We start from the raw sequence: 15,010 nt of genomic DNA, 5'->3' as shown, positions 1-15,010 counted from the left end.
GGAGTCTTTGAGTGACATGCACGTCACGTGATCCGCCATCGGAAGGATGTCGACCTGAACGGCTCCCAGAAAACCCCTGGTCAGACTCGGTTTCTCGGCTTATCGTCCCTCGCGCAGACGCGCAGAGCGTCCAACGAGCGTCAAGGCCGAGAGTCCGTCCTGCTCAGGGCTGAGCAGATTGCGGCAACCAGCTCGCCCGGGGATCCGCCCTCATCCGCTCCGGACGCCAGCTCGCAGATCATGACCCTCGCAACGTCTCCGGCCGCCATAATGGAGTCATGCCCTCCAGCCCACAGCACCCCGCACCCGCCCCGAGGAACGTCTCGAGCGCGGACGCCGAGGACCTCGCGCGGTACCGGGAGAAGTTCCGCCGCCGTCTACCGGAGTCGCTGGACGAGCTGCACGGGCCGGCCAACGGTGTGGTGGAACTTCCGCTGCACATGGCCTGGTCCGGGATGACCTCATACGACTTGGACAAGCCGCGCCAGCGTATGGGCCTATACCGCACCGTTCTGCACGAGGGCCTGCACGACGATCTGCCCCGCTACCTCAACCGGGATCTGCTCCTCGACCTGTGGCCGCTGCTGCGCACCCTCGTCGGTCGTACTGTGCGGACCGTGTGGGAAGACGCCTTCCCCCAGATCGCCTCCCGCGCCCGGGCGGCTGCGTGACGGACATGCCGGAGCTGCACACGCGGCTCCTGGCGGATGTGATCGCGCTCGGCTCCCCGTATCCACTGGTTCTCACCGGTGGATACGCCGTGCGGGCACACCGCCTCGTGAACCGCCCTAGCCAGGACCTCGACGTCGCCACCGAGAACCCGGCGCCCATGGCCGACATCGCCGCCACGCTCCGCGCCGGCTTGGAAGCCCGCGGCTGGAAGGTGCACGCGCTGGAGACCGCTCCGCTGTCCGCCCGCTTCACCGTGTCCGACCCGGCCATCGGGCAGGAATGCGAAGTCGACATCCTCAAGGAGATCTTCTGGCGGCCGGTCGCCCAGAGCCCGTACGGGCCCGTCCTCGCGGAGGAGGACGTGATCGGGACCAAGGTCCGCGCCACGGCGGCGAACCTCGGCGCGAAGGCATCAACCCCGTCCGGGACGGCGGCTGGGTGGAGGGCGCCGGCGAATTCATAGGTGGCTCGTACATAGCCGCGCAGTTGCTCGTGCGAGGTGGGTGTGGTCCCGCCGTCGAGGAAGCGGTCGCGTAGCTGCACCAGCCAATCCCGCAGCGCGCCTTCGAGCGGTCCGCCGGGGTCGGGCATCTGGTGGGCGCTGGCGGCCCCGAACGCGGCGGCGACGAGGCGTTCGACGACGAAAGGGTCGTCGACATCGAGCATCCGAGCGGCGAGATCAAACACGGTACGTCGAACTGCGCGTTCGGTCCGGAGCCGACCGTCGCCTGCCGCCCTCCACCGGCGCCAGAGACCCGGCGGACACGTCCGAGGTGCCATCACCCGCGAACGCCAGGCCGTCCCAATGATGGCCATGCCGAAGTACCACTGATGCACGGACACCAGCCCACACAGCACCCGCACACCAGCATAGGGTCGAAAGAATGGCTCCTGGCACGGGGAGTTTCCTGGGACTTTCCTGGGACTTCCAGCTGCATCAACGGGTACGTACATGAAACAGCTGAAAGGCCATTCCTGCAGGTCAGCAACCCACGACCATCCATCGCTGCAGGTCACGGCGCTGGCTGGTCTCTTCCGGGACATCTGAACGCCGGGGTGCCGTGCCCCTGGGAGGCAAGGGGCACGACACCGCAACATGTCAGCTGACCTGTGGATACGTGGGGGCCCCGAGCAGTGCCGGAGACTCAGCCGTTGGCCCCGGCAGGGGTCGTGGTGGTGGTGAGGCCCTCCTTCTTGTCGGCATTGACGGCGAACTCGTTGGTGAACGTCTTGCTGAGGTCCACCGAGGAGGTCACGGTCCCGACCATCTGCTCGGTGGCCAGTGCGGTCTTCGGGCCACCGGCCGGCATGATCCCGTCCGGCAGGAACTGGCCCTTGTCCTCGTTCAGGGCCTTGATGTAGTCGGCCTTGGTGACCAGTTGGTTCTGCACGAACGACGCCGGCAGCTTGTTGGCGATGTCGGCCGCGCTGTGCGTGTTGATCCAGTGCATGGTCGCCACGAGTGCGTCGACGACCTTCTGCACGGCGTCCTTGTGCGAGTTCACCCAGTCGGTGCGGGCCAGGACGCTCGCGGCCGGGAACGCACCGCCCAGCGCCGCCTTGGCGCCGTCCGTGGTGGCCAGGTCGATCGCGGAGGTGCCCACGCCCTTCTTCTCGACCGCGGAGACCGTCGGCTCCGTCGTCATGACGCAGTCGGCCTTGCCGTTCTGCAGCGCGGCGACGGCCGTGGAGCCCGCACCGACCGCGAGCCGGTGGAACTGGTTGGTCTTGACGCCCTTCTTCGCCGCCATGAACTGGGTGAGGGTATCGGTGCCCGAGCCCAGATCGGTGACGCCGAGCGTCTTGCCCTTGAAGTCGGCGGCCGACCGCACGCCGCTCTTCGCGGTGCACATCTCCCGCTCGCCGGGAGCGCCGGACAGCTGAACGACGTCCTCGACCGCCTTGCCCTTCGCCTGGAACTCGATCGTGTGGTTGTACCAGGCGCCGGCCATGTCCACCTGCCCCGAGGCCATGGCCTCCTCTGCGCCGACGCCGCCGTTCTGCTCGGTGCTCAGCTCGACCTTGACGCCGTACTTCTCGTAGAAGCCGAGGCTCTGGGCGAGCTGGTAGGGCAGGTAGATCTGCTTGTCGATGCCGCCGACCATGAGCTTGACGGTCGGGGTGCCGGCGGAGCCGGACGACCCGGAGCTGCCGGAGTTGCCGGAACACGCGGTGGCGGCGCCGAGGGCGAGGACGGTGACGATCGATGCGGTGAGGGTTCTCTTGAGCATGGCGAGGCATACACCCTTCGGGATCGCGGGGACTGCTTGGTGACAGGCGGCGGACGGGACAGCGAGAGGGGAAGCGGGGGTCACAGGACGTTCGTCTCGGAGGCGGACGGGGGGCGCCAGGAGAGCAGCCGGTGTTCGAGTTTGCCGATCAGCCACTCCGCGCCGAGCACGATCACCGCGATGACGAGCATCGTGGCGAACACGCCGTTGGGATCGAAGTTGTTCTGCGCGGTCTTGATGACCAGGCCCAGGCCGCTCTGCGCGCCGAGCACCTCGCCGACGAGCGCGCCGACGATGGCGAAGCCGAAGGCGCTGTGCAGGCTGGCGATGATCCAGGTCAGCGCGGAGGGTAGGACGACGTGGCGGATGATCTGCGTCTGGGAGGCGCCGAGCACCCTGACGTTGGCGAGAACGTTTCGGTCGACCTCGCGTACACCCTGGAAGGCGTTGAAGAAGACGATGAAGAACACCAGCACCGCGGCGAGCAGGATCTTCGGGGTCACGCCGATACCGAAGGCGACGATGAAGATCGAGCCGAGGACGATACGCGGGATCGCGTTGACCATCTTGATGTAGGGACCGAGCACGTCGGAGAGGTAGCGGCTCTGCCCGAGCGCGATGCCGAGGACGACACCGGTAAGGGATCCCACGACGAAGCCGACGAGCGCCTCCTGGATGGTGGTCCAGATGTTCTCGTAGAAGGAGCCGAACTGGGTGCCGTGCTCGAAGAGGTCGATCAGCCGCTGCCAGATGCCCGACGGCTGTCCGAAGAAGAACGGGTCGACGAGGCCCCACGTGGTGAACGCCTGCCAGCCGCCGATCACGAGGACCGCGAGACCGATACGGCCGGCCCACACCAGGGCGACGCGTCGCCTGGCGGCGCGCTGCGCGGCGGTCACGGCCGGGCTTTCCCCGCCGTCGGTGACAGGGGTGGTGGAAACGGTGGACGCACTCATTCCTTGCCTCCTGCGGTGAGCGCGTAGGCGCGTTCCACCTCTTCGCGCAGCGTGTCCCAGATCTGGTGCTGGAGTTCGATGAAGCGGGGCTGGAAGCGGATCTCCTGGACCGAGCCGCGCGGGCGGGGCAGGTCGATGTCGAAGACCGCCTTGACCGACCCGGGGCCGGACGTCATCACGACGACCCGGTCGGCGAGTGCGACCGCCTCGTCCAGGTCGTGGGTGATGAAGATGACGGACGGGCGGATCTGCTCCCACAGGCTCAGCAGCTCGGTCGACATGATCGCCTTGGTCTGCACGTCCAAGGCGCCGAACGGCTCGTCCATGATCAGGATCTTGGGTTCGTTGATCAGGGCCGCAGCCATCGCCACGCGCTTGCGCATACCGCCGGACAGCTGGTGGGGATAGCGGTCCTCGAACCCGGCAAGGCCGACCCGCCGCAGCCAGTCGCGCGCCGATGCCTGTGCCTGCCGCTTGGGCACCCCGCGGAAGACGGGGCCCATCAGCACGTTGCCGAGGACGGTCTTCCAGGGCAGCAGCGCGTCGGCCTGGAACATGAAGCTGACGCCGTCGGTGATGCCGTCCACCTCACGGCCGCCGACCTTGACCGAACCCTCGCTGGGCCGGTCGAGCCCGGACACCATGCTGAGTGTCGTCGACTTGCCGCAGCCGGTGGGACCCACCACGGCGCAGAACTGGCCCGGCTCCACAGTGAACGAAACGCCTTGCAGCGCCGTGAACACCTCACCGGCAGGGGTCAGGAATCGCTTGGTGAGCCCGGAGATCTCGATGCGTGCGTTCGCATGGTCCGCCGCACCGGCGCCCGGGCTCTTCGCGACATCGTTTCGCGAAGCCATGTGGTGCCGCTTCCTTCCTTCATCCGGAGTCCCCGGGGAAGTTCCCTCGGGGAGGTCCTCGTGGGGCCTGGGGGGTGTCCTCGCAGGCCGAGGAAGGCAGACGCTAGAGGCGGGCGCCTGTTGCGTCGCTGTTTCCGAGGTATCTCGCGATAGTTGCGTAAAGCGGGCTTCTGCTCGTTCTGCTCAACGGACGGGGGTGGGCAACATCTCGGCCATCAGGCACAATCGCGCCACCCGGGCACGCTGTACGAGCCGGCCCGGCACGGCGCACGACACACGACCGGGACGAAGAGGCAGCCTTGATACGCATCCGTTTCCGGACAGGCCGCGGCGGGATGCGGAGGCTCTCCACGCGGATCCTCGCCCATCAGCTGGGCATCCTCGCGCTCACCGGCCTGATCGGCTTCGTCCTGTTCGCCTTCGCGCAGCGGACCGAACTCGACCGTTCCTACGAGCAACGGGCGCTCGCGATCGCGAAGTCCACAGCCGCGGATCCGCAGATCCGGCAGGCCATGGAGGACGGGGGCGGCAGCGGCGACGTGGTGCAGACGGTCGCCGAACGGATCCGCCGGGCGTCCGGGGCGTCGTACGTGGTCGTGCTCGACCTGAACGGCATACGGCACTCCCACCCGATCCCGGCTCTGATCGGCGAGCCGGTGGCCGAGCCGATCGTGGTGAAGGACGGCCGTCCGCACGTCGGCGCCGACCAGGGTGCCACCGGACGGTCCGCCAACGGCAAGGCCCCCCTGCACGGGCCCTCCGGTGCACTGGTCGGCGAGGTGTCGGTGGGTATCCCGGAACATGACGTGCTCGGCGAACTGTGGCGCGAGCTGCCCACCTTCGGGGTCTACGCCGCGATCGCCACGGCGATCGGCGCGGCAGCGGCCTACCTGCTGGCGCGGCGGCTGAAGCGGACCACGTTCGGCCTGGAACTGGAGGAGATCGCCGGCCTGCTGCAGGACCGCGAGGCGATGCTGCACGGCATCCGGGAAGGCGTGGTCGCCTTCGCCCCCGACGGGAGGATCACCGTCGTGAACGACGAGGCCCGGCGACTGCTCGGCCTCGGTGCCCCGCTCGGCAGCCGGCTGGAGGAGGTGCTGCCCGACGGCAGGCTGCGCCGCACGCTGGACGGCACTCTGACCGGCGCCGACCTCAGCGTCCTGACCGACGACCACTGTCTCGTCGTCAACCGCATGCCGGTCACCCTGCACGGCCGTGAACTGGGCGCCGTGGTCACCGTACGCGACCGTACCGAACTGATCGGCCTGCTACGCGAACTCGACTCCGTGCGCGGACTGACCAACGCTCTGCGGGCTCAGCAGCACGAGTTCACCAACCGGATGCACACGCTGGCCGGACTGCTGGACATCGGCGAACACGAGTCCGCGTACGAGTACGCCATCGAGACAGCCCGCTCCGGGCAGGCCCTGACCGAGGCCGTGCGCCGGAACATCGGCCACCCTCTGATGGTGGGGCTCATCGTGGCGAAGACCACGGTGGCCGCCGAACGCGGGGTGCGGATCGTCCTCACCGACGACTCCGCGCTCGGCGACGACCCACCGCACCTGCGGCGACTGCTGACCATCGTCGGCAACCTGCTCGACAACGCCATCGACGCGACGGCCGGGGCGCCGTCCGGCGACGGCGGGCGGCGGATCCTGCTCACGCTGACCGAGGGCGACGAGCTGATCGTCGTACGTGTGGCGGACAACGGACCCGGCATCGCGCCGGGCACTGCCCAGTCGATCTTCGAAGACGGCTGGTCCACCCGCCCCGAGCGGGGCACCGCACGCCGCGGCCTGGGGCTGGCCCTGGTGCACCGGCTGGTGCAGGGGCACGGCGGCAGCATCACGGTCAGTGAAGGCCCGGGCGCGGTCTTCACGGTCGCGCTGCCGCAGCGGGACACGGCACCGCCGGCGTACGGCGCACTGTTCACGACGGCGTTGTCGATGGAAGGTGACCTCCGATGATCCGGACCCTCGTGGTGGACGACGACTTCCGGGTCAGCCAGATCCACAGCGACTACGTGCGCCGGGTCCAGGGCTTCGAAGTGGTCGGCGAGGTGGCGACGGTGGCCGAGGCTCTGGCGGCGGTCCGCACTCTGTACCCGGACCTGCTGCTGCTCGACATCTTCCTGCCCGACGGCAGCGGACTCGACGTCCTGCGCAGGCTCAGCCAGGACCAGGGCGACACCCGTCCCGACGCCCTCGTGATCACCGCCGACCACGACCTCTCCTCCGTCCGGGCCGCGATGAAACTCGGTGCCGTCGGCTACCTGGTCAAGCCGTTCGGCTCCGCCGACCTCGCCGAACGGCTCAGCGCCTATCGCCGGCTCAGCGCCCGCGTGGACGCGCTCAGCCGGTCGGCCATGGCCGACCAGGCCGACGTGGACGCCCTGTTCAGCGCGGCCCGCCCACCCGCCGTCCCCCGCGTCCCGGCCAAGGGCCACTCCGCGCCCACCCTCAGCGCGATCCACCAGGCCCTGCGCACCGCCCACACAGCCCTGTCAGCCGCCGAGACCGCCGAGGTGACCGGCGTCTCGCGTGCCACCGCCCAGCGGTATCTGTCCTATCTCGTCAAGGAGGGCACGCTCCGCCTGGAACTCCGTTACGGCACCAACGGCCGCCCCGAACACCGATACCGCATCGCTCGCTGAACCACGGCGGAAGCACATCCCGGCGCGGCTGCCTGCGCGGCCGGATTTCCGTCCGGACCAGCTGCCCGGCCGCCGCGGGCGGCTGTCGGCTCCCACAACGCCCCTTCCCGCGCATCGCATTCGCGTCGACTCTCGGTCATTTCGCGGGGGTACGGTGCTCCGCCCCCGCCCCTCGAAGAATACCCGGTAGGGTATATGCCGCGGCGGCTCGCGTGCGGGCACAAGGGCGCTCGGCGCGCGTCGTCGACCTCTCGATCCACCGCGCTGTCCGTGGCCGGCCGGACGTCGGCCGCGGGCGGCGACGACGCGAAAGGCGCGGTCATGACCGGCACCGCAGCGGGGCCCCACGATCCGGACGTACGGCGGCGGCCGCCCGCGCTCACCCTCGGGGCGCGGTCGTGAGCGCCTCGCGATTAGCGGCCGCCTCGCCGCTGCTGGAGCGGATACGGCAAGGGCTCATCGGCGACGACGAGGTGCTCGACGGGCCGTACGGGCCCAAGCGGATCGTCTACGCCGATTACACCGCTTCCGGCCGCGCGCTCGACTTCGTCGAGGACTTCGTCCGGGAGCGGGTGCTGCCCGTCTACGGCAACACCCACACCGAGAGTTCCCGTACCGGACTGCAGACGACCCGGTTGCGCGAGGACGCCCGCCGGATCGTGCGGGACGCGGTCGGCGGGACCGAGGACGACGTCGTGATCTTCTGCGGCTCGGGGGCCACGGCCGCGGTCAACAAGCTGGTCGGCATCCTGGAGTTGCGCCGGCCGGGACCGCCGCCGCCCCCGGCCGAGCGGCCCGTGGTGTTCGTGGGGCCCTACGAGCACCACTCCAACGAGCTGCCCTGGCGGGAGTCCGTCGCCGACGTGGTGGTGATCGACGAGGACGCGGACGGCCACGTCGACCTCGGGGCGCTGGAGGCCCAGCTGCGCCGGCACGCGGACCGGCCGCTGCGCATCGGCAGTTTCTCGGCCGCCTCCAACGTCACCGGCATCCTGACCGACACCGACCGCGTGGCCCGGCTGCTGCACGCGTACGGCGCCCTGTCGTTCTGGGACTACGCGGCCGCCGCCCCCTACGTGCCGATCCGGGTCGCGGCGAGCGCGCCGGGCGCGGGCGACCACAAGGACGCGGTCTTCCTGTCCCCGCACAAGTTCGTCGGCGGCCCGCAGACGCCGGGGGTGCTGGTCGTGCGCCGGGACCTGGTCCGCAACCGGGTGCCCACCGTGCCCGGCGGCGGCACGGTCGTCTTCGTCGACCCGCTGGGCCACCGCTACCTGGACGACCCGGTCGCCCGGGAGGAGGGGGGCACCCCGGCGATCGTCGAATCCGTGCGCGCGGGGCTGGTGTTCACCCTCAAGCGGGCGGTCGGGACCGACACCATCCAGGCGGCCGAGGAACGCCACTGGCGGCATGCGCTGGCCCGCTGGGACGCGAACCCGGGGCTGGAGATCCTGGGCAACCGGCACGCCCGCCGGCTGTCCATCGTCTCCTTCCGCGTCCGCCACGGCGACGGCTCCCACCTGCACCACAACTTCGTGGTCGCGCTGCTCAACGACCTCTTCGGCATCCAGGCCCGCGGCGGCTGCTCCTGCGCGGGGCCGTACGGGCACCGGCTGCTGGCGATCGACTCCGCCACCTCGCACGCCCTGCTCGACGAGGTCGCGCGCGGCTGTGACGGCATCAAACTCGGCTGGATCCGCCTGAACTTCAACTACTTCATCAGCGACACCGTCCGGGACTACCTGGTGGACGCCGTCGACCTGATCGCCACGCACGGCCACCGGCTGCTGCCCGACTACCGCTTCGACGCGGGCAGCGGCCGGTGGCACCATCACGACGGCACCGGCGAGCCGCTGCTGCGGCTGACCGACGTCGGTTTCACCGCCGACGGCCGGATCGCCGCCCCGCCCTCCCGCAGGCGCCGGCTCGGCGAGGAGGCGCTGGCCGCCCAGCTCGAACAGGCCCGCGACCTGCTCACCTCCCGACCCGGCCGGCTGGAGGAGGGCCCCACCGGCCTGCCCCCCGCCTTCGAACGCATGCGCTGGTTCCCGCTGCCGCCGGTCTGCCTGGAGACCCCGCACCGGCTCGCCGCGAGCTGAGGCGGCTTCCCCGCAGGGCGGGTGGGGGCTCACGCCCCCCGGGGGCTCAGCGGGCGCGCAGCGCGGTGAGGATCGCGTCGAGGTCGGCCGGGCGGTTGTGGGGCAGCCGGCCCAGGACGGCCGCCATGCCGCAGGTGTCGGTGAGTGCGGAGAAGACCAGGCCGGCCGCGATGCCGGCCGACAGGAGCTGGAAGGCCGGGTGGACCAGGAGGCCGAGGACGATGCCGGCCAGGACGAGCGACCCGGCGGTCAGGCGTACCTGGCGTTCCATGCTCCACCCGGACCGGGTGTCGCAGGCGGCGGGCCGCTCCAGGTCGTGGCCCGCGGCGGCCCAGGCGGTGGTGCCGCCGGCCAGGGTGGCGGTGCGCACGCCCTGCTCGGCCAGCAGCCGGCCGGCGCGCTCGGAGCGGGCCCCTGAGGCGCACACCAGCAGGACGTCACCGCGCTCGGCGGCGCCCCGGATCTCGGGCAGGGCGTGCCTGATCCGGTCCAGGGGGATGTTCAGGGCGCCGGGCAGATGGCCCGAGGCGTACTCGCCGGGCGTGCGCACGTCGATGACGGCCGGATCGTGCAGCCGGCCGCCGATCTCGTCGACGCTCAGGGTGAGGGGAGTGTGGGGGGCGTTCATGGCGGGAATCCTTCTTGGTCGACGCCGTCCCGAACCGGGACGTACAGTACCCCTAGGGGTATCGGTCGAGGAGCGATGGTGGAACTGGAACTCGCGGGTGCGGAGCTGAAGTCCGTCCTGAACCGTCTGCGCCGCGCGCAGGGCCAGATTGCCGGCGTGATCCGGATGATCGAGGAGGGCCGCGACTGCGAGGACGTGATCACGCAGCTCGCCGCCGCGTCCCGGGCGCTGGACCGCGCCGGTTTCGCGCTCATCGCGACGGGTCTGCAGCAGTGCATGACCGACGTGGAGTCCGGCCGCGCGAACGGCGAGAACCCCGAGCAGATGCGGGCCCGTCTGGAACGGCTCTTCCTGTCGCTGGCGTGAGGGCCCGCGCGGGGCGCCGCACGGCCCCGCGCCGTGGCGGGCGAGTGGCGGTCCATCACACCACCGCGTCGATCAGCATGAACGCGGCGACGGCCAACAGCACCACCGCGAAGACGCGCTGGAGCGCGCTCCCGGACACCTTCGAGGCCAGCCGCCTGCCGTCCCAGGCGCCGAGGATCGCCGCCCCGGCGAAGGGCGCGACGACGGCCCAGTCGAGCCCGTCGGCCGTGCCGGCCCGCATCGCCAGCGCGGCCAGCGAGTTGACGGTGATGACCAGCAGGCTGGTGCCCACCGCGTCGCGCATCCGCAGGCCGACCACGCCGACCAGCGCGGGCACGGCGAGGAAGCCGCCGCCGACGCCGAGGACACCGGTGACGGCGCCGAGGCCCGCGCCCGCCGCGGCCGCCCGGCCGGGGCGTACCCGCTCGGTGCCGTCGGCCGCGGGCCCGGGGCGCAGCATCCGTAGCGCGGCCACCGCCGCCACCACGGCGAACCCGGCGGTGAGGGCGGCCCCGGGCAGCCGGGCGGCGAGCGCGCCGCCCAGGACGGCGGGGCCGATGCCGGCGGCGGCGAACAGCAGCCCGGTGCGCCACCGGACATGGCCGTCCCGGGCGTGCGCGGACTGCGCGGTGGCCGAGGTGACACCGACCACGATCAGGCTGGCGGTGGTGGCCGCGACCGGAGTGAAGCCGAGCAGGTAGATCAGTGCGGGGACGGCCAGGACGCTGCCGCCGCCCCCGAGCGCGCCGAGCGCCAGACCGATGACGGCCCCGGCGGCCAGGGCGAGCAGCAGGGCGCTCACGCGACGGTCCCGTTCCCGCCCCGCCCGTCCACGACGGGCAGCCCCGCCGCGGCCCACTCGCGCATGCCGCCGATCACGTCCACGGCGTCGGCGCCCCGGGCGGCCAGCAGCTCGGCCGCCCGCCGGGAGCGGTTGCCGGAGCGGCAGATCACGACGAGCGGCCGGGCGTGCGCCGCCGCGGGCAGCCCCGCCCCGGCGGACAGCCCGGACAGCCCGGACAGCGGCAGGTGCACGGCGCCCGGGGCGTGCCCGGCCCGCCATTCGTCGGGTTCGCGGACGTCCAGCAGCACGGCGACGGCGCTGTCCGCGGCACCGCCGTGGCCCGTGCGGGCGGCGGCCTCCTGGACGGTCACCCGGCCGGGGGCGCGCGGGTCTCGTCGGAAGATGCTCATCGGGGCTCTGCGCTCCTGTTCCCTCGGTGGTCCTCGGTCGTCCTCGGTCGGTACGGCGGTGGCACGGGCGTCGCCCGCACGCGGCGCGGTCAGCCGAGGCGGAGCGGGAGCCCGGCGTCCGCTGCCGCGCCGAAGGCGTCGTCCACGGCGACGACCTCGCGGCCGGCCGCGTCCAGGAGGGACGCGGCGACGGCGGCGCGCATGCCGCCCGCGCAGTGCACCCACACCTGTCCGCCGGGTATCTCGTCGAGCCGGCGGTGCAGGGTGTGCAGCGGGACGTGCACCGAGCCCTCGACGAACCCGTCCGAGCGCTCCAGGTCCCGCCGGACGTCCAGGACGACGACGCCCTGGTCCGGGTACCGGGCGGCGAGGTCGGCGAAGGTGGCCCGCGGGAAGGAGGCCGGGGTGTCGCCGGGGCGGACCCAGTCGCGCGGGTCTCCGGTGGCCGCGGCGGCGGGCCGGTCGATGCCCACGCGGACCAGTTCGCGCTGGGCGGCGGCGAGCTGCTCGGCGGACTCGGCGAGCAGGGTGACCGGGCGGCCCCAGGGGATCAGCCAGGCCAGGTAGGTGGCCAGTTGCCCCTCGGCCTCGAAGTTGAACGAGCCGGACACGTGCCCGGCGGCGAACGCGACCCGGTTGCGCAGGTCCACCACCCACTCCCCCGCGGCCAGCCGGGCGGCGATCTCGGCGGCGTCGGCCGGCGCGGGCGGGGTGAGGTCGACCGGGGCGGGCCCCGCGGCGTTGGCCGGTGTCATGTGCGTGTAGTAGGCGGGGACGTCGTCCAGGCCGGCCAGCAGGTCGTCGACGAAGGTGTCCACGTCCCGGGTGAGGGCCTCGTTGGAGGCCTTCTCCTTGCCGATCGTGGTCGACTCCCCGTGCGCCTGGCCGGACGAGCAGAAGCTGCCGAAGCCGTGCGTGGGCAGCACGGCGGTGTCGTCGGGCAGCTCGGTGGCCAGCCGGTGCGCGGAGGCGTGCTGGGCGCGGGCGAGTCGTTCGGTCAGACGGGGCTCCACCAGGTCGGGGCGGCCGACGGTGCCGATCAGCAGGGAGCCGCCGGTGAACACCGAGACCGGGGTGCCGTCCTCCTCCAGCACGTAGGACGTGTGGTGGGGCGTGTGCCCGGGGGTGGCCACCGCGCGCAGGGTGAGTCCGGCGGCGGCGTCGACCACCGTGCGGTCGCCGTCGTGGACCGGGGTGCGCGCGAAGGAGACGCGGGCGGCGGCGGGCACGAGGTAGGCGGCGCCGGTGACGCGGGCCAGTTCGGGGCCGCCGGTGACGTAGTCGTTGTGCAGGTGGGTCTCGACGACGTGCGCGATACGCACCCCGCGTCGTGCCGCCGCCTCGATCACGCGGTCGATGTCGCGTGGCGGGTCGACGGCCACCGCCGTCCGCTCGCCGCCCGCCAGGTAGCAGCGGTTGCCGAGTCCCGACACCTCGATCGTGTCGACGAAGAACACGGGGGTGACTCCCTTCACGTCGCCGGACGGCCCGGGGAGAATTACCCCCGGGGGTATGTCTTCGACGGTAGCACGAGTACCCCCGGGGGTATCCCGGGGGTACTCGGCGGCATGGGAGCGGGCGGGGCGGCTACCCGGCGGGGGCCGGGACGCGGGACCGCCAGGGGATGCGGGTGGCGGTCAGGGTCACGATCAGGGCCGAGGCGGCGACCGTGGCCATGCCCAGGGTCAGGCCGCCGGCGCCCGCCACGAACCCGATGAGCGCCGGTCCGGCCAGCAGTCCCGTCGTCCCCATCGCGGCGACCAGGGACAGCGCGTCCGAACCGCGCTCGGCGGCGGCGACGTAGACGCACGGGGTGACGGCGGCCGCCCCCAGCCCCACGCAGGCGAACCCGAGCAGGGTGGGCAGCACTCCGCCGGCCGCGAGGGCGAGGGCCAGGCCGATCCCGGCCACGGCGCTGCCGGTGCGCACGACGCGTCCGTCGCCCCAGCGGCCGCGCCAGTGGTCCGCGCGCACCCGGGCCAGCAGCATCATGACCGAGACGACCGCGATGCCCAGCGGTGCCACCGACGCCGGCGCCTTGACGACGTCCTTCATGTAGAGCGTGGACCAGTCGTTCATGGCGCCCTCGGTGATGGTGCCGAACGCCATGGCGCAGCCCATCAGCAGGGTCCGGCCGGACGGCAGCGCGGTCAGCGCCCCCCTCTTGCGGGGCCGGGGCTCCGGGGCGCGTGTTCCCTCCGAGCCGACTCGCTGCGATCCGGCCTCCTGCGACCCGCCCGCTTCGGACCGAGCCTCCCCGGGCCGGGGCTCCTCGTGGGTCAGCAGGCCGGTGCGGGCGCGGGCGAGGAGCAGCAGCAACAGCGCGGCGGCCACCGCGAAGTGGGCCGGGACGGAGGCCGTGAGGGCGGTGCTGCCGGAGGCCAGCAGGGCGGCGGCGAGCAGGCCCGCGCTGAAGGTCGCGTGGAGCTGGGACATGGCGGTGCGGCCGTACGCCTTCTCCAGCGCGGCGCCCTGGGCGTTCATGGCGACGTTCAGGCAGCCCACGGCCACCCCGTCGGCGCAGATGACCAGCAGCGCGAGGGGGTAGTCCGGCACCGCGGAGAGGGCCATCAGCAGGACCGTGAGGCACAGGGCGGAGGCGAGGGACAGGCGGCGGGAGCCGAACCTGCGCATCAGGTGGGCGACGAGCGGGAAGGAGGCCGCCGCGCCCGCCCCACAGGCCATGAGCAGCAGCCCGAGTTCACCGGCGCCCAGGTCCAGCCTGGCCTTGAGCGCGGGCAGCCGGGCGGCCCAGGTGGCGTACTGCAGGCCCAGGAAGCAGAACAGGCAGGCGATCGCCCACTTGGCGCGGCGGAAGCCCGCCGGATCGGGAGCCGTGGTCATCAGCTCGCCTCCCGCAGGGCGGTGGGCACCGGGGCCGACATGTACACCGCGTCGGCGCCGTAGCCGGCGGGGAGCCGGACGCCGGCGTGGGCGCGGTAGCCGTTGGCGCGCCAGAAGGGCTCCTTGCCGGCGACGGCGATCAGCGAGATCGTCCGGAAGCCGAGCGCGCCGGCCGCTTCGGTCAGGTGGCGCACCAGCGCGCTGCCCAGTCCCGCGCGCCGCAGCGGGGCGCCGACGACGAGGTCGTGCAGGTGGAGGTTGGCGCAGCGGTGGGCCGCCGCCTCCGGGCGGGTCAGGTCGGGGTAGCGGAACATCGGGTACGGCAGGGCCAGGACGTAGCCCGCGATCCGGCCGTCGCGGTCCAGGACGAAGCAGGTGCCCTCCCGGGCCCGGGAGCGCAGCGCGTCCTCGCCCTCGGTCAGGGCGGTGTCCGCGTACGCCCCGGCCTCCAGGGCCGCGACCTGGGGCCAGTCGGCCTCGGTGAGGCCGCGTATGACGTCGGTCATG

The 15,010-nt window shown here is 72.3% G+C and carries 14 protein-coding genes and 1 pseudogene; 6 read left to right on the top strand and 9 right to left on the bottom strand.

Annotation, left to right across the window (positions count from 1 at the left end; genetic code table 11):
- The first annotated feature begins 278 nt into the window (after positions 1 to 278).
- Together B446_RS28265 and B446_RS28260 are read left to right on the top strand one after the other, a co-directional pair.
- Complete coding sequence (locus tag B446_RS28265; protein ID WP_020942849.1) at positions 279 to 671, top strand: hypothetical protein; 393 nt, start codon at positions 279 to 281, stop codon at positions 669 to 671.
- Between the two features lie 5 nt (positions 672 to 676).
- Positions 677 to 1,063, top strand: a pseudogene (locus tag B446_RS28260) (nucleotidyl transferase AbiEii/AbiGii toxin family protein); the annotation flags it as partial.
- A 754-nt stretch (positions 1,064 to 1,817) separates the two neighbouring features.
- On the opposite strand, the gene B446_RS28255 reads toward B446_RS28260, so the two are convergent.
- The 3 genes from B446_RS28255 to B446_RS28245 form a co-directional block, all read right to left on the bottom strand.
- Positions 1,818 to 2,903 (bottom strand): ABC transporter substrate-binding protein, encoded by a 1,086-nt coding sequence (locus B446_RS28255; RefSeq protein ID WP_020942847.1) that lies wholly within the window; start codon positions 2,901 to 2,903, stop codon positions 1,818 to 1,820.
- Between the two features lie 80 nt (positions 2,904 to 2,983).
- Positions 2,984 to 3,859 (bottom strand): ABC transporter permease, encoded by an 876-nt coding sequence (locus tag B446_RS28250; RefSeq protein WP_020942846.1) that lies wholly within the window; start codon positions 3,857 to 3,859, stop codon positions 2,984 to 2,986.
- Entirely contained in the window at positions 3,856 to 4,716 is an 861-nt protein-coding gene (locus tag B446_RS28245) for an ABC transporter ATP-binding protein (protein ID WP_020942845.1), read from the bottom strand. The genes B446_RS28250 and B446_RS28245 overlap by 4 nt, the downstream gene beginning before the upstream one ends.
- Positions 4,717 to 5,051: 335 nt before the next feature.
- Here B446_RS28245 and B446_RS28240 point away from each other — a divergent pair, with 335 nt between their 5' ends.
- The 3 genes from B446_RS28240 to B446_RS28230 all read left to right on the top strand — a co-directional run bounded on the left by B446_RS28240 (position 5,052) and on the right by B446_RS28230 (position 9,471).
- Positions 5,052 to 6,686: an ATP-binding protein gene (locus tag B446_RS28240; protein WP_020942844.1), complete on the top strand. Its 1,635-nt coding sequence runs from the start codon at positions 5,052 to 5,054 to the stop codon at positions 6,684 to 6,686.
- Positions 6,683 to 7,372 (top strand): response regulator, encoded by a 690-nt coding sequence (locus tag B446_RS28235; protein WP_020942843.1) that lies wholly within the window; start codon positions 6,683 to 6,685, stop codon positions 7,370 to 7,372. The genes B446_RS28240 and B446_RS28235 overlap by 4 nt, the downstream gene beginning before the upstream one ends.
- A 398-nt stretch (positions 7,373 to 7,770) precedes the next feature.
- Positions 7,771 to 9,471, top strand: a complete 1,701-nt coding sequence (locus B446_RS28230; RefSeq protein ID WP_043476568.1) for an aminotransferase class V-fold PLP-dependent enzyme — start codon at positions 7,771 to 7,773, stop codon at positions 9,469 to 9,471.
- Between the two features lie 46 nt (positions 9,472 to 9,517).
- Here the strand turns inward: B446_RS28230 and B446_RS28225 are convergent, their stop codons facing one another.
- Positions 9,518 to 10,099, bottom strand: coding sequence for a rhodanese-like domain-containing protein (locus B446_RS28225; RefSeq protein ID WP_020942841.1), 582 nt, complete (start codon positions 10,097 to 10,099; stop codon positions 9,518 to 9,520).
- Positions 10,100 to 10,177: 78 nt separating this feature from the next.
- On the opposite strand from B446_RS28225, the gene B446_RS28220 reads away from it, so the two are divergent.
- Positions 10,178 to 10,465: a metal-sensitive transcriptional regulator gene (locus B446_RS28220; protein ID WP_020942840.1), complete on the top strand. Its 288-nt coding sequence runs from the start codon at positions 10,178 to 10,180 to the stop codon at positions 10,463 to 10,465.
- Between the two features lie 55 nt (positions 10,466 to 10,520).
- Here the strand turns inward: B446_RS28220 and B446_RS28215 are convergent, their stop codons facing one another.
- The 5 genes from B446_RS28215 to B446_RS28195 form a co-directional block, all read right to left on the bottom strand.
- Positions 10,521 to 11,267: a sulfite exporter TauE/SafE family protein gene (locus B446_RS28215; RefSeq protein WP_020942839.1), complete on the bottom strand. Its 747-nt coding sequence runs from the start codon at positions 11,265 to 11,267 to the stop codon at positions 10,521 to 10,523.
- On the bottom strand, positions 11,264 to 11,659 hold the full coding sequence (locus tag B446_RS28210; protein WP_020942838.1) for a rhodanese-like domain-containing protein: 396 nt from the start codon (positions 11,657 to 11,659) through the stop codon (positions 11,264 to 11,266). The genes B446_RS28215 and B446_RS28210 overlap by 4 nt, the downstream gene beginning before the upstream one ends.
- 89 nt (positions 11,660 to 11,748) lie before the next feature.
- Positions 11,749 to 13,116 carry an MBL fold metallo-hydrolase gene (locus tag B446_RS28205; RefSeq protein ID WP_020942837.1) on the bottom strand — a complete coding sequence of 456 codons (1,368 nt, stop codon included), beginning with the start codon at positions 13,114 to 13,116 and terminating at the stop codon, positions 11,749 to 11,751.
- A 130-nt stretch (positions 13,117 to 13,246) separates the two neighbouring features.
- Positions 13,247 to 14,503 carry an MFS transporter gene (locus B446_RS28200; protein WP_020942836.1) on the bottom strand — a complete coding sequence of 419 codons (1,257 nt, stop codon included), beginning with the start codon at positions 14,501 to 14,503 and terminating at the stop codon, positions 13,247 to 13,249.
- Positions 14,503 to 15,009: a GNAT family N-acetyltransferase gene (locus B446_RS28195; RefSeq protein ID WP_020942835.1), complete on the bottom strand. Its 507-nt coding sequence runs from the start codon at positions 15,007 to 15,009 to the stop codon at positions 14,503 to 14,505. The genes B446_RS28200 and B446_RS28195 overlap by 1 nt, the downstream gene beginning before the upstream one ends.
- Between the last annotated feature and the right edge of the window lies 1 nt (position 15,010).

It is taken from the genome of Streptomyces collinus Tu 365 (genome assembly GCF_000444875.1).
GTDB lineage: Bacteria > Actinomycetota > Actinomycetes > Streptomycetales > Streptomycetaceae > Streptomyces > Streptomyces collinus_A.
The sequence above is the reverse complement of the archived record's forward strand: the minus strand, read 5'-3'. Positions and strand labels throughout refer to the sequence as shown.